Below are 14559 nucleotides of genomic sequence, written 5' to 3' on the forward strand. Positions count from 1 at the left end.
GCGCCGTAGTCGTAATCGAGGTCGGGCAGGGTGTATTCAGCCACCGGGTTTCCTTTCGTTGCGGGTGCCTCCGCCAAGGTAGAACCTGAAGCAGCCTTGAGGTCAACCGTCGGCTGCGTCACCATGGGTGCCATGGCGAAGTACGACGTCAACCCGGCAGGCGTGCAGTGGGCTGCGGAGCTGATCGACAAACGGCAGTATGTGCTCGACAGCGACTGGGGTGAGGTGCAGCCCGGCGCCGATGCGCAGAACTCCTATCTGGAGGATCACTCCTGGGCGGACTACGCGCGCTGGCACCTGGGTTTGACCGACGGTGCCACCGATGGGACCAAGGCCCGATATGCGTTCGCATACGGCGACTTTCGTCGCGTACACCGGTCGGGTCTCATCGCGTGCGTGTACCGGGCGGCGCAATGGCGGCACAAGGCTGTCGAATTGGCCGCACATGATCTGTTGCAGCAGTTGGACAAAGCGGCCGGAATAGCGTGACCGGCCCAAGCTGGAGCGCTGTCAAGGGCGCGGTGAATCGGGCCACCGGAAGTCGGACCGTCGAGTCGATCGCCCGCATCGGATACCCCGTGAGCGGGATGTTGCATCTGTTGATCGCCTACATCATCGCGCGCATCGCATTCGGGTTCCGGGGAGAGGCTGATCAGACCGGGGCATTGGCGGTGCTTGCCGGTCAGCGCGGCGGGTCGATGTCGTTATGGGTGGTGGCATTCGGTCTGTTCGCGTTGGCGATGTGGCGATTGGCCGAGGTGGTGCTCGGGTTGCATCCGGGTGAGAGCGCCGCCGCGGACAAGCGGGATACGCCATTGGTCAACCGGCTCAAGGCGCTCGGACTGGCCGTCGTCTATCTGGCGCTGGCCTTCGCGGCGGCGCAGTTCGCGATCGGGGTGGGCAGGCAGGGTAGTGAGCGGGCCGCCGGGCTGAGCGCGCGGCTGATGCAGACCGGCGGTGGCAAGGCCGTTCTGGTCGCCGTCGGGTTGGCGATCGCGGTGTTCGGCGGCTACTTCATCTACAAAGGCGCGTCGCGGAGATTCCTCGGCGACCTCACGGTGCGGGGTGGGCAGTTGATAACCACGCTGGGGTTGGTCGGTCATGTCGGGGAAGGTCTCGTGTTGTGTGCGGCCGGGATCTCGGTGATCGCGGCATCGTTCCTGCATGATCCGGCGCGGGCGACGGGACTGGATGCGGCGGTGCGGGCGCTGGGGCAGACGGAGTATGGCCAGGTGAGCTTGCTGGCCGCGGCGGTCGGTTTTGCGGCCTATGGGTTGTACAGCATTGCGCTGACCCGGTATTCGCGGATGTGAGTGGTGCCCGCGTGTGAGGTGCGAGCGGTGCGGGTAATCGTCGCGCATGCAGACGTTCCTGCCGTATGCGGGATTCGCCCAGAGCGCCGAGGTGCTCGATGCGAAGCGCCTCGGTAAGCAACGGGTCGAGGCCATCCAGCTGTTGCGGGCGTTGACGGTGCCCGGCTACGGCTGGCGACGGCATCCCGCTGCGGCGATGTGGGCAGGCTACGAGGAGGCGTTGGTGCGGTATGGACTCGATGTCTGTGCTGCGTGGATCGAGCGCGGGCATGGTGACACCTGTGCGGCGACGCTGGTATCGGATCTGACCCAGACAACCGACGTCACGGCGATACGTTCCCAGGATCGGCTGCGCTCCGACGGTGAGCTGCCTCCCTGGTTGGGGGATGCCTTGTTTCATCGCAGCCATCAATCGGCCCTGGTGCGCAAGGATCCTGCGCATTACGGCCCGATCTTTCCCGGTGTCGAGGACGATCTTGCCTACGTGTGGCCCGCATCGGACCGGGAGCGGCGCGTGCCGGTCTAGGTTGGCAAGATCACCGCCGAGCCGAACCATTGCGTGCGTACCAGGGCGCCACGATAATCACGGTCATGAGCCAAGCCGAGCCACACAAGACCGACTCCACCCCGGCGCTGTCCGGGGTAGCGCCGCAGCTGGCGGAGTTGGCCGCGCGGCTGGGGGTCAAGTCGGTGCTGGTGATGCGCTCGGATCCGGACTCTATGGTCGTCGCCGCCACCGCCGGCGAGGCGACCAAGCATTACACCGTGGGTGCGGCGGGCAAGAAGGCCGGAACGGACGACAGCCGGACTCCGCTGTATTGCGAGCGGGTGGTCGACACCGATGAGGCACTGTTCGTTCAGGATTCGCGAGTCGACGCGACCTTTGCCGGTAACGAGGACGAGACCGAATTCGGATTGCACAACTATCTCGGTGTTGCCGTACACGATGCCGATGGGCGAGTGGTCGGCACGGTCTGCGTATTGGACGACACGGCGCGGGAATACACCACCGACGAGCGTGCCGAGCTGGACCGGGTGCGCGCCGAGGTCGAGAAGGTGGTGGCCACCCACAGCGATGCGCTGGGGTGAATGCGTCTGTGGATGAATCGGTGATTGTGGATAAGTAGGTTTTCGTCGGTCGTTGGTGGCGGTGGGTGTCCGTGGCCGGGTGCAGGGTCGGGGCATGGAAACCTGGACCCGCGCCGAGATCGGGGCTTTGGGCGAGCAGATTGCGGCGGATCATCTGAGCTCGCTCGGTTTGACGGTGCTGGAGCGTAATTGGCGGTGCCGCTTCGGCGAGTTGGATGTGATCGCGTTCGATCCGGTGTCTCGGGTCGTGGTGTTCGTGGAGGTGAAGGCGCGCACCAGTGATCGGTTCGGCGGTGTCGCGTATGCCGTCACCCCGGAGAAGGTGCGCCGGTTGCGGCGGTTGGCGGGGCTGTGGCTGGCGGCGCATCCCGGGCGTTATGCCGGGCTGCGCCTCGACGTGATCGGAATCCGATTCGGGCGCAGCCGGGAGCCGGAGCTGCGTCATCTCGAGGCGGTCGGCTGATGGCGTTGGGGCGGGCGTTCGCGGTGGCCATCCGCGGGTTGGATGGCATCACGGTGGAGATCGAGGCCGATATCACCAGCGGTCTGCCAGGGGTGTTCCTGGTGGGGTTGCCCGATACCGCCTTGCAGGAGGCACGGAATCGGGTGCGGGCGGCGATCACCAATTGCGGAAACAGTTGGCCCGACACCCGGTTGACGTTGGCGCTGTCGCCGGCGACATTGCCCAAGGGTGGCTCGGCCTATGACCTGGCGTTGGCCTCGGCGGTGTTGTCGGCACAGCTCAAGCAGCAGTGGCCGGCGTTGGAGAAGACGGTGTTGCTGGGCGAGTTGGCGCTCGATGGCCGGGTGCGGCCCGTCAACGGTGTGTTGCCCGCGGTGTTGGCGGCCAAGCGTGACGGTTGGCCCGCGGTGGTGGTCCCGGTCGGAAACCTGGCCGAGGCCAGCCTGGTCGAGGGCATCGAGGTATGGGGTGTGCAGAGCTTGCGGCAATTGCATGCCTGGTTCAAGGGCGCGGGGCGGTTGACCGGCCGGATCGAGGATGTGGAGACGCCGTCGGCGCCGCCGTGCCCGGATCTGGCTGATCTCATCGGGCAAACCGAGGCGCGGATGGCCGTCGAGATCGCGGCGGCGGGGGCGCATCATCTGTTGTTCACGGGTCCGCCAGGTATCGGGAAAACGATGCTGGCGCAACGGTTGCCGGGTCTGCTCCCGGTGTTGACCGACGAGGAGTCCATCGAGGTCACGGCCATTCACTCGATCGCGGGCACCTTGTCGCCGGACACCCCGCTGATCACCAGGGCACCGTTCATCGCGCCGCACCACTCCTCGACCGTGGCGGCGATGGTCGGTGGTGGTACGGGACTGGCGCGCCCCGGCGCGGTCAGCCGGGCCCACCGCGGGGTGCTCTTCCTCGACGAATGTGCCGAGATCGCCACGAGTGTGTTGGAAGCATTGCGAACTCCCCTGGAGGACGGCGAGATCCGGTTGGCCCGCCGTGACGGCGTGGCCCGGTACCCGGCGCGATTCCAACTGGTCATGGCGGCCAACCCGTGCCCGTGCGCTCCCACGAATCCGGCCGACTGCCTGTGCAATCCGGGAGCCAAACGACGCTATCTTGGCAAGCTGTCCGGCCCGCTCATGGATCGCGTCGATCTCAAGGTCGAGATGCATCCGATACGCTCGGGCGCCTTCACCCACGATGTGGCGGAACCGACCGCGGCGGTGCGCGACCGGGTCGCGGTGGCCCGCGCCACGGCAGCCGAGCGCTGGCAACGATTGGGTGTGCGGACCAATGCCGAGGTACCCGGAACGGCCTTGCGCACCGCTTTCCGGCCCGGCAATGCCACGATGGCGGTGCTGCGGGCGGCGGTGGACCGCGGAAAGCTCAACCTGCGCGGTGCCGACCGCACGTTGCGGATCGCATGGTCGATCGCCGATCTGGCCGGCGCGCAATCACCGACGCCCGAGCACGTGGCCACCGCGTTGAGCTTCCGTCAAGGGGGTGCGCGATGACCGACGATGTGCGGCGCGCCTGGGCGTACCTGTCGCGAGTCGCCGAGCCGCCCAACCATGAACTCGCGAAACTGGTTGCCACACATGGTCCCGTCGAGGCCGCCGCGATCATCCGGGCCGGGTCCGAACCGGACGAGTTGCGTAACGCGGTGTCCGCGCGCCGGGATATCGACCGTGCCGCAGCGGATCTGGAGATGCTCGATCGGCGCGGTGGCCGACTGATCACCGTCGATGATCCGCAGTGGCCACACCTGGCGTTCGGGGTGTTCGGCTCGTCGGATGTCACCGGCCGCCAATCTGGCCGATCCCCGCTGGTGTTGTGGGCGCTGGGGCCCGCAGCGCTCGATGATGTGGCGGCACGGTCGGCGGCCATCGTGGGAACCCGGGCGTGTACGTCCTACGGTGAGCACATGGCGGCCGATCTGGCCGCCGGTCTGGCCGAGCGCGATGTGGCCGTGGTGTCCGGCGGTGCGTACGGCATCGACGGTGCCGCGCACCGCTCGGTGCTGGGGATCGACGGCGTCACCGTGGCGGTACTGGCCTGCGGTGTCGACGTGTCCTACCCCGCTGGGCATTCCGGAATGCTGCATCGGATCGCGGCGAGCGGTCTGGTGCTCAGCGAGTACGCACCGGGGGAGCGGCCCACCCGGTACCGGTTCCTGACCCGCAACCGGCTGGTGGCCGCGCTCGGCGGGGCGACGGTGGTGGTCGAGGCGGGGTTGCGCAGTGGCGCGGCGAACACGGCGGCCTGGGCCAGGGCGATGGGCAGGACAGTGTGCGCCGTGCCCGGACCGGTCACCTCGGCTGCCTCGGCTGGGTGTCATGTATTGATCAGGAACGGGACGGCGGAATTGGTCGGCCGCGCCGAGGAGATCGTCGAAATCGTCGGCAGGATAGGCGAACTTGCCGATGATCCGGAGCATCCGCAGATGCCCCTCGACGGATTGTCCAGAGATGAGATGCGGGTGTACGAGGCGTTGCCCGCGCGCGGGTTGCGCAGCGTCGAGCAGATCGCCGTCGACGCCGGCGTACCGCCCGAGCACGTGCTCGGGCCGTTGGCGCTCCTGGAGATCGCAGGGCGGGTGGAGCGTCGCGACGGGCGGTGGCGGATCACCTACGGCTGACGCGGAGCCCACCACGACCCAAGTGTGGCTCGTAGAGTGGTGAACGGACCAGCTGACGATATTGCGAGGTAGTGCCATGGCAGGACGCCCTATTCACACATTCGAGGTGATCAGCAAGCTGCAGCTGACACCGCACATGATTCGCCTGGTGCTCGGCGGCGTCGGGTTCGACACCTTCAAACCCGGCGGGTTCACCGACTCCTACGTCAAGATCGTCATCGTCCCGGCCGATGTCGACGTCGTGGCACTGCCGCACCCGTTGACCCTGGACAGCTTCAACGAGCTGCCCGAGTCCAAGCGTCCGACGGTGCGCACGTACACGGTGCGCAGCATCGACGACGCCACACGTCAGATCGCCATCGACTTCGTCGTGCACGGCGAACTGGGCGTGGCAGGTCCCTGGGCGGCGGCCGCCGAACCGGGACAGCAGGTGTATCTGATGGGACCCAGCGGCGCCTATGCACCCGATCCGGCGGCCGACTGGCATCTGCTCGCCGGTGACGAGTCGGCGATACCCGCCATCAGTGCGGCGTTGGAAGCGCTGCCGCCCAACGCAATCGGCCAGGCCTTCATCGAAGTCAGTGGCCCCGACGACGTGCTTGAACTGATCGGTCCGGAGGGCGTCGACGTGCACTGGATCTACCGCGGTGGCCGCGCCGATCTGGTCAGCGAAAGTCAGGCAGGCGACCACGCCCCGCTGATCACCGCGGTGAAGGAGGCGAAGTGGCTGCCCGGACAGGTCCAGGTCTTCGTGCACGGCGAAGCACAGGCCGTGATGCACAATCTGCGGCCATACCTGCGCAAGGAACGCGGTGTCGAGGCCAAGTGGGCGTCCATCTCGGGCTACTGGCGCCGCGGCCGCACCGAAGAAACTTTCCGCGAATGGAAGTCGGAGCTAGCCAAAGCCGAGGCGGGCCAGACAGACTGACCCCATGGCATACGGCGACTACCAGCTGGAGATCTACCTACAAGGGCTGGCGGGGGTGCTGCCGTCGTATCCGATCCTGTTCGCCGAACTGGAACAGCGAGCCGAATACGCGTTGTCACCGTCTGTGTGGTCCTACGTGGCCGGCGGAGCGGGTGACGAGCGCACCCAACGGGTGAACGTCACCGCGTTCGAGCGCTGGGGTCTGATCCCGCGGATGGGGGTCGGGGCCACCGAACGACATCTCGAGATCGAGTTGTTCGGTCTGACACTGCCGTCCCCGGTCTTCATGGCGCCCATCGGCGTCACCGGCATCTGCAGCCAGGACGGTCATGGTGATCTCGCCGTCGCCCGGGCCGCGGCACGGACCGGGGTGCCGATGACGGTCTCGACCCTGACGGCCGATCCGCTGGAGGACGTCGCAGCCGAATTCGGCGACACCCCCGGTTTCTTCCAGCTCTACACCCCCAAGGACCGGGACTTGGCCGCCAGCCTGGTCTCGCGGGCCGAGAAGGCCGGCTATAAGGCCATCATCGTCACCCTCGACACCTGGGTGCCGGGCTGGCGCCCACGCGACCTGAGCACCTCCAACTTCCCGCAGCTACGCGGCAAATGCCTGTCCAATTACATGAGCGACCCGGTGTTCCGGGCCAGCCTGGCCCAATCACCCGAAGAGAATCCGCAGGCCGCGATCCTGAAATGGGTGAGCACCTTCGGTCAACCCGTGACGTGGGATGACCTGCGCTGGCTGCGGGACCAGACGACGCTGCCGCTGATCGTCAAGGGCATCCAGCACCCCGACGATGTCCGGCACTCCATCGACGCCGGGATGGACGGCATCTATTGCTCCAACCACGGCGGCAGGCAGGCCAACGGCGGGTTGCCTGCCATCGACTGCCTGCCCGAGGTGATCGAGGCCGCCGACGGGGTGCCGGTGCTTTTCGACTCCGGCATCCGCAGCGGTACCGACATAGTCAAGGCACTGGCATTGGGTGCCTCCGCCGTCGGCGTCGGCCGGCCCTATGTCTACGGACTCGCGCTCGGCGGCACCGACGGGGTGGTCCACGTGCTGCGGTCGCTGCTGGCCGAGACCGACCTGACGATGGCCATCGATGGCTATCGCAGCCTGGCCGATCTCACCCCGGACTCGTTGCGGCGCGTCCACTAGACACCTTCGGTAATTCTGCGACCGTGAAGCTGTGACCGAGCCACCGATCGAGACCCTGCTCGTGGAATTCGACGAGTATCTCGAGTTGAACCGCGGGCGATCGGCACATACCCGCCGGGCCTATCTGTCCGACCTGCGTTCGCTGTTCGAGTTCACCGGCGGCGGACTGAGCACCCTGACCCTGCCGCGGCTGCGGTCCTGGCTGGCCGCTCAGGCCGGTGCCGGGGCGGCGCGCAGCACGCTGGCCAGGCGCACCTCCGCGGTGAAGACCTTCACCGGCTGGGCACTGCACCGCGGGCTGCTCGGCACCGACCCGGCCGCGCGGCTGCAGACACCGAAATCGCACCGCGTGCTGCCTGCCGTGCTACGTCAAGACCAGGCCCTCGATGCCATGGATGCCCTCAGTATCGGTGCGCAGCAACATGATCCGCTGGCCCTGCGGGACAGGGTGATCGTCGAGCTGCTGTATGCGACGGGGATCCGGGTCAGCGAGCTGTGCGGCCTGGATGTCGACGATATCGATTCCGCGCGCCGGCTGCTGCGGGTCCTGGGCAAGGGCAACAAGGAGCGCACCGTGCCCTACGGCGAACCCGCCGAGGATGCGCTGACGGCCTGGCTGCAGACCGGTCGACCCGCGCTGGCCACCGCACACTCGGGTCCGGCGCTGCTGTTGGGCGCCCGCGGCGGTCGGCTGGATCAGCGGCAGGCGCGCACCGTGGTGCACCAGACCATGGCTGCCGTCGACGGGGCGCCCGATCTAGGCCCGCACGGCCTTCGGCACAGTGCGGCCACCCACCTGCTCGAAGGCGGTGCAGATCTCCGTGTGGTCCAGGAACTGCTAGGCCACTCGACGTTGGCGACCACCCAGCTCTACACCCACGTCAGCGTGGCCAGGCTGCGCTCGGTGCACGATCAGGCTCATCCGCGGGCTTGATCGTGATTTCGGCGCGCTCGCGCTCGGTGAGCGGACGTCAGCGCGCCGAAATCGGCTTGAGCACGATCGGTGTCCCTGCCAGCAGCCCCAACGGATCGACATAGTCCGCCCGCGCGGCCGGGCCCCACATCGCGCCCCAGTGCAGGCAGGCGTTCACCGGGCAGCCGGGATGACCGGCGCGCAGGGTGCCCAGCGCGGTCCGCGCCGCGACACGCTGCCCGGCCCGCACCGCGGCTTCGACCGGCTCATAGCTGGTCCGCAACCCGCCCGGATGCTGCACCGATACCAGCGGCCGACCGGCCAGCACCGCGGCGAACACGACGACACCCTCGGCTGCCGCGTACACGGTCTGCCCGTCGCTCCCGCCCAGATCGACGCCCCGATGACCGGACCGCCAATTCGGCTGCGGGGCGTCGAAACCCCGGGTGACCGCGGGGTCGGGTCGCAACGGCCAGGACAACCGCGCCGTCTCGGCCCACGCCGGCGCCGCCGCGGTCAGCGCCGCGACGACGATGGTCACAGTCCATCTCATCTGCCCAGTTCAGCGCGCTATCGTGGGAATCGGAACCCCGCACCGGCCGACTGTGGACGAACAGGCGTTTGTGGAATCCGCGCGTGGTAAAAGCACCTGTTCCCACGGTGTAAACTTCTTCCCGCAGCTCACATCCGTGGGCTGACTTCGCGCGTCTGCATCGCAGTGCTGTCCTTTCGAACCGGACAGCGTTGCAACCAGCATGCCGGGCGGTCCCGACCGGGAAACCGGACGGGTCCGGCAGCAGCAGGCGCCAGGGCGCGGCATCAACCGATGTCGGGCATCAACCGAACACCTAGTGAGGTACCACCATGGCCGTCGTGACCATGAAGCAGCTGCTCGACAGCGGCACCCATTTCGGACACCAGACCCGGCGCTGGAACCCCAAGATGAAGCGGTTCATCTTCACCGACCGCAACGGCATCTACATCATCGATCTGCAGCAGACGCTGACCTACATCGACTCGGCTTACGAGTTCGTCAAGGAAACCGTGGCCCACGGCGGCAGCATCATGTTCGTCGGTACCAAGAAGCAGGCGCAGGAATCGATCGCCGAAGAGGCGACCCGCGTGGGCATGCCCTACGTGAACCAGCGCTGGCTCGGCGGCATGCTCACCAACTTCTCCACCGTGCACAAGCGCCTTCAGCGGATGAAGGAGCTGGAGGCCATGGAGCAGACCGGTGGCTTCGAGGGTCGCACCAAGAAGGAAATCCTCATGCTCACGCGTGAGAAGAACAAGCTGGAGCGCTCGCTCGGCGGTATCCGGGACATGGCCAAGGTTCCCTCGGCTGTCTGGGTCGTCGACACCAACAAGGAGCACCTGGCCGTTGCCGAGGCCCGCAAGCTGAACATCCCGGTCATCGCGATCCTGGACACCAACTGCGATCCCGACGTGGTCGACTACCCGATCCCGGGTAACGACGACGCCATCCGCTCGGCTGCGCTGCTGACCAAGGTGATCGCCTCCGCGGTCGCCGAGGGTCTGCAGGCTCGCTCGGGCGCCGGCAAGGCCGAGGCAGGCCAGGACGCCGCCGCCGAGCCGCTCGCCGAGTGGGAGCAGGAGCTGCTCGCCGGTGCGACCACCGGTGCCGCAGAGGGCGCTCCCGCCGCCGAGACCACCACTGACGCTTCCTAAATCTTTTCAGGAGAAGGCTTTATGGCTAACTACACCGCTGCCGACGTCAAGCGCCTGCGGGAGCTGACCGGCGCCGGAATGATGGACTGTAAGAACGCGCTGGCCGAATCGGACGGCGATTTCGACAAGGCCGTCGAGCTGCTGCGCATCAAGGGCGCCAAGGATGTCGGCAAGCGCGCCGAGCGCGCGACCGCCGAGGGTCTGGTGGCCGCCAAGGACGGCGTGCTGATCGAGCTCAACTCGGAGACCGACTTCGTCGCCAAGAACGCCGAGTTCCAGGGTCTTGCCGACACGATCGTGGCTGCCGCACTGGAGGCGAAGGCCGGCGATGTCGAGGCGCTCAACGCAGCCAAGGTCGGCGATTCGACGGTCGAGCAGGCCGTTGCCGACCTGTCGGCCAAGATCGGCGAGAAGCTGGTCCTGCGCCGCGCCGCGTACTTCGACGGTCAGGTGGAGACCTACCTGCACAAGCGCGCCGCGGATCTGCCGCCGGCCGTGGGTGTGCTGGTGGAGTACACCGGTGATGACAAGAGTGCCGCGCACACCGTGGCCCTGCAGATCGCCGCGCTGAAGGCCAAGTACCTCACCCGTGAGGACGTGCCGGAGGACATCGTCGCCAACGAGCGTCGTATCGCCGAAGAGACCGCCAAGGCCGAGGGCAAGCCCGAGCAGGCGCTGCCCAAGATCGTGGAGGGTCGCGTGACCGGCTTCTACAAGGACGTCGTGCTGCTGGACCAGCCGTCGGTGTCCGACAACAAGAAGACCGTCAAGGCGCTCCTCGACGAGGCAGGCGTGACCGTGACCCGGTTCGTCCGCTTCGAGGTCGGCCAGAACTAACACGTTTCGTCCCGCCAGAACCCCGCGTCACCTCGGTGACGCGGGGTTCTCTGCTTTGGTGCGGCGCCGTGGTACGGACTGGTACCGTCGGTCGAATGGCCCGCATCCACGCTTTCGGCGATGACGCTCTCGGTGACCACGACGCGGTCGGATTGGCGGCCGCGTTGCGCGCCGGGGCGGTATCGCGCGCCGAGGTCATCGAGGCAGCCGTCGCCCGCGCCGAAGCGGTCGACCCCGCACTGAACGGATTGGCCTACCGCGCCTACGACCGGGCGCGCGTATCCGCCGCACGGGGTGGCTTCTTCGCCGGAGTGCCCACCTTCATCAAGGACAACGCCGACGTGGCCGGTATGCCCACGATGGATGGCACCGACGCCTGGACGCCGCGGCCCGCACCCGCCGACGGTGATTTCGCGCGCGCCTATCTGGGTACCGGACTTGTCGCACTGGGCAAGACGCAGCTCTCGGAGTTCGGGTTCAGCGCCTCGGCCGAGCATCCGCGCCTCGGTGCGGTGCGCAACCCGTGGGACACCGATCACACCGCGGGCGCGTCGTCATCGGGATCAGGTGCGTTCGTCGCCGCCGGTGTGGTCCCGATCGCCCATGCCAACGACGGTGGTGGTTCGATTCGCATCCCGGCCGCGTGCAACGGACTGGTCGGCCTGAAGCCGACAAGGGGTCGACTGCCGCTGGACCGGCAGATGCGTCAGATGCCGCTGCGCATCGTCGCCAATGGTGTCGTGACGCGGTCGGTCCGCGACACCGCCGCCTTCTACCGGGAGATGGAGCTGCTCTATCGCAATCCCAAGCTCCCTGCCATCGGTGACGTGACCGGACCGGGGCGGCGTCGCCTGCGTATCGCGGTCACCACCGAATCGATTGCGCGCGAGGCAGGCCCGCAGATGCGTGAGGCGACGATGAAGACTGCGGCGCTGTTGGAGGGTCTCGGCCACCAGGTCACCGAGATCGCCAATCCGATCCCGTCGTCGTTCATCAACGACTTCCTGCAGTACTGGTCGTTGCTTGCCTTCGCGCTCGTGCGTGGTGGTAAGCGCACCTTCGGGCCCAGCTTCGACCCGGACCGGCTGGACAACCTGACGCGGGGGCTGGAGCGGGTGGCAGCCCGCAATCTGCACCGCATGCCGCTGGTCATCGCCCGACTGTCGCGGATCCGCCGGATCACCGCGCAACTGGGGCATCGATACGACGTCCTCTTGATGCCCACGCTGGCCGATGTCACGCCGCGGATCGGGCACCTCGACCCCACCTCGGACTATCAGCAGATCATCGACCGGCTGATCGACTGGGTGGCCTTCACTCCGCTACAGAACATCACCGGTGACCCGGCTATCTCCTTGCCGCTCAGCACATCTGATGACGGGTTGCCGCTCGGTGCGATGTTCTCCGCAACGCAGGGCAACGAGCGCGTCCTGTTGGAGCTGGCTTTCGAGCTTGAGCAGGCCAGCCCGTTCGCGCGTATCCAGGACTGACGCTTGCGAACCTAGTCGCGCTCCGCGCCGACCGCGGCCAGGATCCGCTTCAGCGCGCTGCGATCGGTATCGCTCAGCCGGCCGAGCACGCGGTGCTCTGCCGCCCGGATGCCCTCATCGGTGCGCGTGAGCAGCATCCGGCCCTCGCGGGTCAGTTCGGCCGGTCGGGCGCGCCCGGAGGGCACGCTGGCCGGCCGCGTCACCAGACCCCGTTCCTGCAATGCACGCAGCACCATGTTCGTCGCCTGCGGCGAGACCGAAAGGTCCCGCGCCAGATCGGCATTGGACCGGCCCGGCGACTTGGACAGGATGCGCATGCAGAGATATTGCGGGAAGGCGAGGTTCAACGGTTCGAGGACACTGGCGGTCACGTCGGCGCGCAACCGCATCGCGGCGCGGTGCAGCAGATAACCCAATGGCTGGTCCGCCTGCGAAGAAGACATGTCAACCATGTTGACACATATCAACCAGGTTGATATACCGGATTCATGACGACGCCCGAGCCGCAGGAAATGTTCGAACAGGCCTACCGGGGTGATGCGCCCGAGTTCCAGGGCGTCCGTCCGCCGTGGAGTATCGGTGCGCCGCAACCCGAGATCGCGGCGCTCATCGAGGCCGGCAGGGTGCACGGTGACGTCTTGGATGCCGGATGCGGTGAGGCGGCCACCGCGCTGGAACTCGCGGCCCGGGGTTTGACCACCGTCGGCCTGGATCAGTCGCCGACGGCCATCGAGCTCGCCCGTGCCGAGGCGGCCCGTCGCGGGCTGGCGAATGCCACCTTCGAGGTGGCCGATATCAGCTCGTTCACCGGCTATGACGGCCGCTTCGGCACCATCATCGACTCCACGCTGTTCCACTCGATGCCGGTGGAGTTGCGAGAGGGATATCAAGAGTCCATCGTGCGGGCGGCCGCACCGGGCGCGTCCTATTACGTGCTGGTCTTCGACGCCGGGGCGCTGCCCGCCGGCGGACCGGTCAACGCCGTCACCGAGCCCGAACTGCGGGAGGTGGTCGGCAGGTACTGGCAGATCGACGAGATCCGTCCCGCCCGCATCCATGCCAACTTGCCCGACGCGGTCCTGGCGGCCGGACCTTTCGCCGGCAACGACATCCGAGACGAGCCCACCGGCCTCAAATCGGTGGGTGCGTGGTTGCTTTCCGCCCATCTGGCCTGACTGCCGAACCGTTCACAACGTGCCCCTGCGACCCGAGCGTCGCAGGGGCACGTTGATGAGGCAGGATTGTCTGCGAATTCTGTGTCGCGGGACCGAAGGAGTCTGATGGCAGAGCCAGGCAGCGCCAGCCCCGGAGTCATTCGACCCGCCTATACGCGGGTCCTGCTCAAGCTCGGTGGGGAGATGTTCGGCGGGGGACAGGTGGGACTGGACCCCGATGTCGTCGCCCTGGTGGCACGCCAGATCGCCGACGTCGTGCGGGCCGGTGCGCAGGTCGCCGTCGTCATCGGTGGCGGCAACTTCTTCCGGGGCGCCCAATTGCAGCAGCGCGGTATGGAACGCACTCGCAGCGACTACATGGGCATGCTCGGCACCGTCATGAACAGCCTTGCGCTGCAGGATTTCCTGCAGAAAGAGGGCATCGACACGCGGGTGCAGACCGCCATCACCATGGGGCAGGTCGCCGAGCCCTACATCCCGCTGCGGGCGCGCCGGCATCTGGAGAAGGGCCGGGTGGTCATCTTCGGTGCAGGCATGGGCTTGCCATACTTCTCCACCGACACCACCGCCGCGCAGCGCGCGCTGGAGATCGGCGCCGAGGTGGTCCTGATGGCCAAGGCCGTCGACGGTGTCTTCACCGCGGACCCCCGCAAGGTGCCCGATGCCGAGCTGCTGACCACCATCACCCACCGCGAGGTGATCGACCGGGGACTGCAGGTGGCCGATTCGACCGCCTTCAGCCTCTGCATGGACAACGGCATGCCGATTCTGGTGTTCAATCTCCTCACCGATGGCAATATCGCGCGAGCGGTTGCAGGTGAGAAGATCGGAACCCTGGTCACCAGCTGAGCGCGCCTTGAAG

At 67.3% G+C, this 14559-nt stretch carries 17 protein-coding genes; 15 read left to right on the plus strand and 2 right to left on the minus strand.

The annotated features are described in order from the left end of the window. The first annotated feature begins 132 nt into the window (after positions 1 to 132). The 10 genes from IC40_RS0111885 to IC40_RS0111930 all read left to right on the plus strand — a co-directional run bounded on the left by IC40_RS0111885 (position 133) and on the right by IC40_RS0111930 (position 8527). A complete protein-coding gene (locus IC40_RS0111885; RefSeq protein ID WP_030134931.1) occupies positions 133 to 489 on the plus strand; it encodes a hypothetical protein in 357 nt (118 codons plus the stop codon). Then, complete coding sequence (locus IC40_RS0111890) at positions 486 to 1313, plus strand: DUF1206 domain-containing protein (RefSeq protein WP_030134932.1); 828 nt, start codon at positions 486 to 488, stop codon at positions 1311 to 1313. The genes IC40_RS0111885 and IC40_RS0111890 overlap by 4 nt, the downstream gene beginning before the upstream one ends. Positions 1314 to 1359: 46 nt before the next feature. Further along, positions 1360 to 1839 (plus strand): MSMEG_6728 family protein, encoded by a 480-nt coding sequence (locus tag IC40_RS0111895; RefSeq protein WP_030134933.1) that lies wholly within the window; start codon positions 1360 to 1362, stop codon positions 1837 to 1839. Positions 1840 to 1904: 65 nt separating this feature from the next. Next, on the plus strand, positions 1905 to 2402 hold the full coding sequence (locus IC40_RS0111900; RefSeq protein WP_036469966.1) for a GAF domain-containing protein: 498 nt from the start codon (positions 1905 to 1907) through the stop codon (positions 2400 to 2402). A gap of 94 nt (positions 2403 to 2496) precedes the next feature. Further along, positions 2497 to 2865 carry a YraN family protein gene (locus IC40_RS0111905; RefSeq protein ID WP_030134935.1) on the plus strand — a complete coding sequence of 123 codons (369 nt, stop codon included), beginning with the start codon at positions 2497 to 2499 and terminating at the stop codon, positions 2863 to 2865. Beyond that, positions 2865 to 4376 carry a YifB family Mg chelatase-like AAA ATPase gene (locus IC40_RS0111910; protein WP_030134936.1) on the plus strand — a complete coding sequence of 504 codons (1512 nt, stop codon included), beginning with the start codon at positions 2865 to 2867 and terminating at the stop codon, positions 4374 to 4376. The genes IC40_RS0111905 and IC40_RS0111910 overlap by 1 nt, the downstream gene beginning before the upstream one ends. After that, a complete protein-coding gene (gene dprA / locus IC40_RS0111915) occupies positions 4373 to 5500 on the plus strand; it encodes a DNA-processing protein DprA (protein WP_030134937.1) in 1128 nt (375 codons plus the stop codon). Before IC40_RS0111910 ends, dprA begins: the two co-directional genes overlap by 4 nt. 76 nt (positions 5501 to 5576) lie before the next feature. Next, positions 5577 to 6428: a siderophore-interacting protein gene (locus IC40_RS0111920; protein ID WP_030134938.1), complete on the plus strand. Its 852-nt coding sequence runs from the start codon at positions 5577 to 5579 to the stop codon at positions 6426 to 6428. A 4-nt stretch (positions 6429 to 6432) separates the two neighbouring features. Continuing rightward, a complete protein-coding gene (locus IC40_RS0111925; RefSeq protein ID WP_030134939.1) occupies positions 6433 to 7593 on the plus strand; it encodes a lactate 2-monooxygenase in 1161 nt (386 codons plus the stop codon). A 46-nt stretch (positions 7594 to 7639) separates the two neighbouring features. Next, positions 7640 to 8527 carry a tyrosine recombinase XerC gene (locus IC40_RS0111930; RefSeq protein WP_036469968.1) on the plus strand — a complete coding sequence of 296 codons (888 nt, stop codon included), beginning with the start codon at positions 7640 to 7642 and terminating at the stop codon, positions 8525 to 8527. A 37-nt stretch (positions 8528 to 8564) separates the two neighbouring features. Here IC40_RS0111930 and IC40_RS0111935 read toward each other — a convergent pair whose 3' ends face one another. Next, on the minus strand, positions 8565 to 9059 hold the full coding sequence (locus IC40_RS0111935) for a M23 family metallopeptidase (protein ID WP_030134941.1): 495 nt from the start codon (positions 9057 to 9059) through the stop codon (positions 8565 to 8567). Between the two features lie 311 nt (positions 9060 to 9370). Here IC40_RS0111935 and rpsB point away from each other — a divergent pair, with 311 nt between their 5' ends. The 3 genes from rpsB to IC40_RS0111950 all read left to right on the plus strand — a co-directional run bounded on the left by rpsB (position 9371) and on the right by IC40_RS0111950 (position 12522). Further along, positions 9371 to 10195 carry a 30S ribosomal protein S2 gene (gene rpsB, locus IC40_RS0111940; protein ID WP_030134942.1) on the plus strand — a complete coding sequence of 275 codons (825 nt, stop codon included), beginning with the start codon at positions 9371 to 9373 and terminating at the stop codon, positions 10193 to 10195. 21 nt (positions 10196 to 10216) lie between these two features. Beyond that, on the plus strand, positions 10217 to 11032 hold the full coding sequence (gene tsf, locus IC40_RS0111945) for a translation elongation factor Ts (RefSeq protein ID WP_030134943.1): 816 nt from the start codon (positions 10217 to 10219) through the stop codon (positions 11030 to 11032). A 95-nt stretch (positions 11033 to 11127) separates the two neighbouring features. Next, a complete protein-coding gene (locus tag IC40_RS0111950; protein WP_030134944.1) occupies positions 11128 to 12522 on the plus strand; it encodes an amidase in 1395 nt (464 codons plus the stop codon). An 11-nt stretch (positions 12523 to 12533) separates the two neighbouring features. Here IC40_RS0111950 and IC40_RS0111955 read toward each other — a convergent pair whose 3' ends face one another. After that, positions 12534 to 12965 (minus strand): MarR family winged helix-turn-helix transcriptional regulator, encoded by a 432-nt coding sequence (locus IC40_RS0111955; protein ID WP_030134945.1) that lies wholly within the window; start codon positions 12963 to 12965, stop codon positions 12534 to 12536. A gap of 45 nt (positions 12966 to 13010) precedes the next feature. Here IC40_RS0111955 and IC40_RS0111960 point away from each other — a divergent pair, with 45 nt between their 5' ends. After that, positions 13011 to 13697, plus strand: coding sequence for a class I SAM-dependent methyltransferase (locus tag IC40_RS0111960; protein WP_030134946.1), 687 nt, complete (start codon positions 13011 to 13013; stop codon positions 13695 to 13697). Positions 13698 to 13802: 105 nt separating this feature from the next. Next, on the plus strand, positions 13803 to 14546 hold the full coding sequence (gene pyrH, locus IC40_RS0111965) for a UMP kinase (protein WP_019511997.1): 744 nt from the start codon (positions 13803 to 13805) through the stop codon (positions 14544 to 14546). The last annotated feature ends 13 nt before the right edge of the window (positions 14547 to 14559 follow it).

The sequence above is a fragment of the Mycolicibacterium neoaurum ATCC 25795 genome (assembly GCF_000691525.1).
GTDB lineage: Bacteria > Actinomycetota > Actinomycetes > Mycobacteriales > Mycobacteriaceae > Mycobacterium > Mycobacterium neoaurum.

Coding starts and splice junctions, on each gene's coding strand:
- IC40_RS0111885 (WP_030134931.1), top strand. CDS start 133: ATGGCGAAGTACGACGTCAACCCGGCAGGCGTGCAGTGGGCTGCGGAG.
- IC40_RS0111895 (WP_030134933.1), top strand. CDS start 1,360: ATGCAGACGTTCCTGCCGTATGCGGGATTCGCCCAGAGCGCCGAGGTG.
- IC40_RS0111900 (WP_036469966.1), top strand. CDS start 1,905: ATGAGCCAAGCCGAGCCACACAAGACCGACTCCACCCCGGCGCTGTCC.
- IC40_RS0111905 (WP_030134935.1), top strand. CDS start 2,497: ATGGAAACCTGGACCCGCGCCGAGATCGGGGCTTTGGGCGAGCAGATT.
- IC40_RS0111910 (WP_030134936.1), top strand. CDS start 2,865: ATGGCGTTGGGGCGGGCGTTCGCGGTGGCCATCCGCGGGTTGGATGGC.
- dprA (WP_030134937.1), top strand. CDS start 4,373: ATGACCGACGATGTGCGGCGCGCCTGGGCGTACCTGTCGCGAGTCGCC.
- IC40_RS0111920 (WP_030134938.1), top strand. CDS start 5,577: ATGGCAGGACGCCCTATTCACACATTCGAGGTGATCAGCAAGCTGCAG.
- IC40_RS0111925 (WP_030134939.1), top strand. CDS start 6,433: ATGGCATACGGCGACTACCAGCTGGAGATCTACCTACAAGGGCTGGCG.
- IC40_RS0111935 (WP_030134941.1), bottom strand. CDS start 9,059: ATGAGATGGACTGTGACCATCGTCGTCGCGGCGCTGACCGCGGCGGCG.
- rpsB (WP_030134942.1), top strand. CDS start 9,371: ATGGCCGTCGTGACCATGAAGCAGCTGCTCGACAGCGGCACCCATTTC.
- tsf (WP_030134943.1), top strand. CDS start 10,217: ATGGCTAACTACACCGCTGCCGACGTCAAGCGCCTGCGGGAGCTGACC.
- IC40_RS0111950 (WP_030134944.1), top strand. CDS start 11,128: ATGGCCCGCATCCACGCTTTCGGCGATGACGCTCTCGGTGACCACGAC.
- IC40_RS0111955 (WP_030134945.1), bottom strand. CDS start 12,965: ATGTCTTCTTCGCAGGCGGACCAGCCATTGGGTTATCTGCTGCACCGC.
- IC40_RS0111960 (WP_030134946.1), top strand. CDS start 13,011: ATGACGACGCCCGAGCCGCAGGAAATGTTCGAACAGGCCTACCGGGGT.
- pyrH (WP_019511997.1), top strand. CDS start 13,803: ATGGCAGAGCCAGGCAGCGCCAGCCCCGGAGTCATTCGACCCGCCTAT.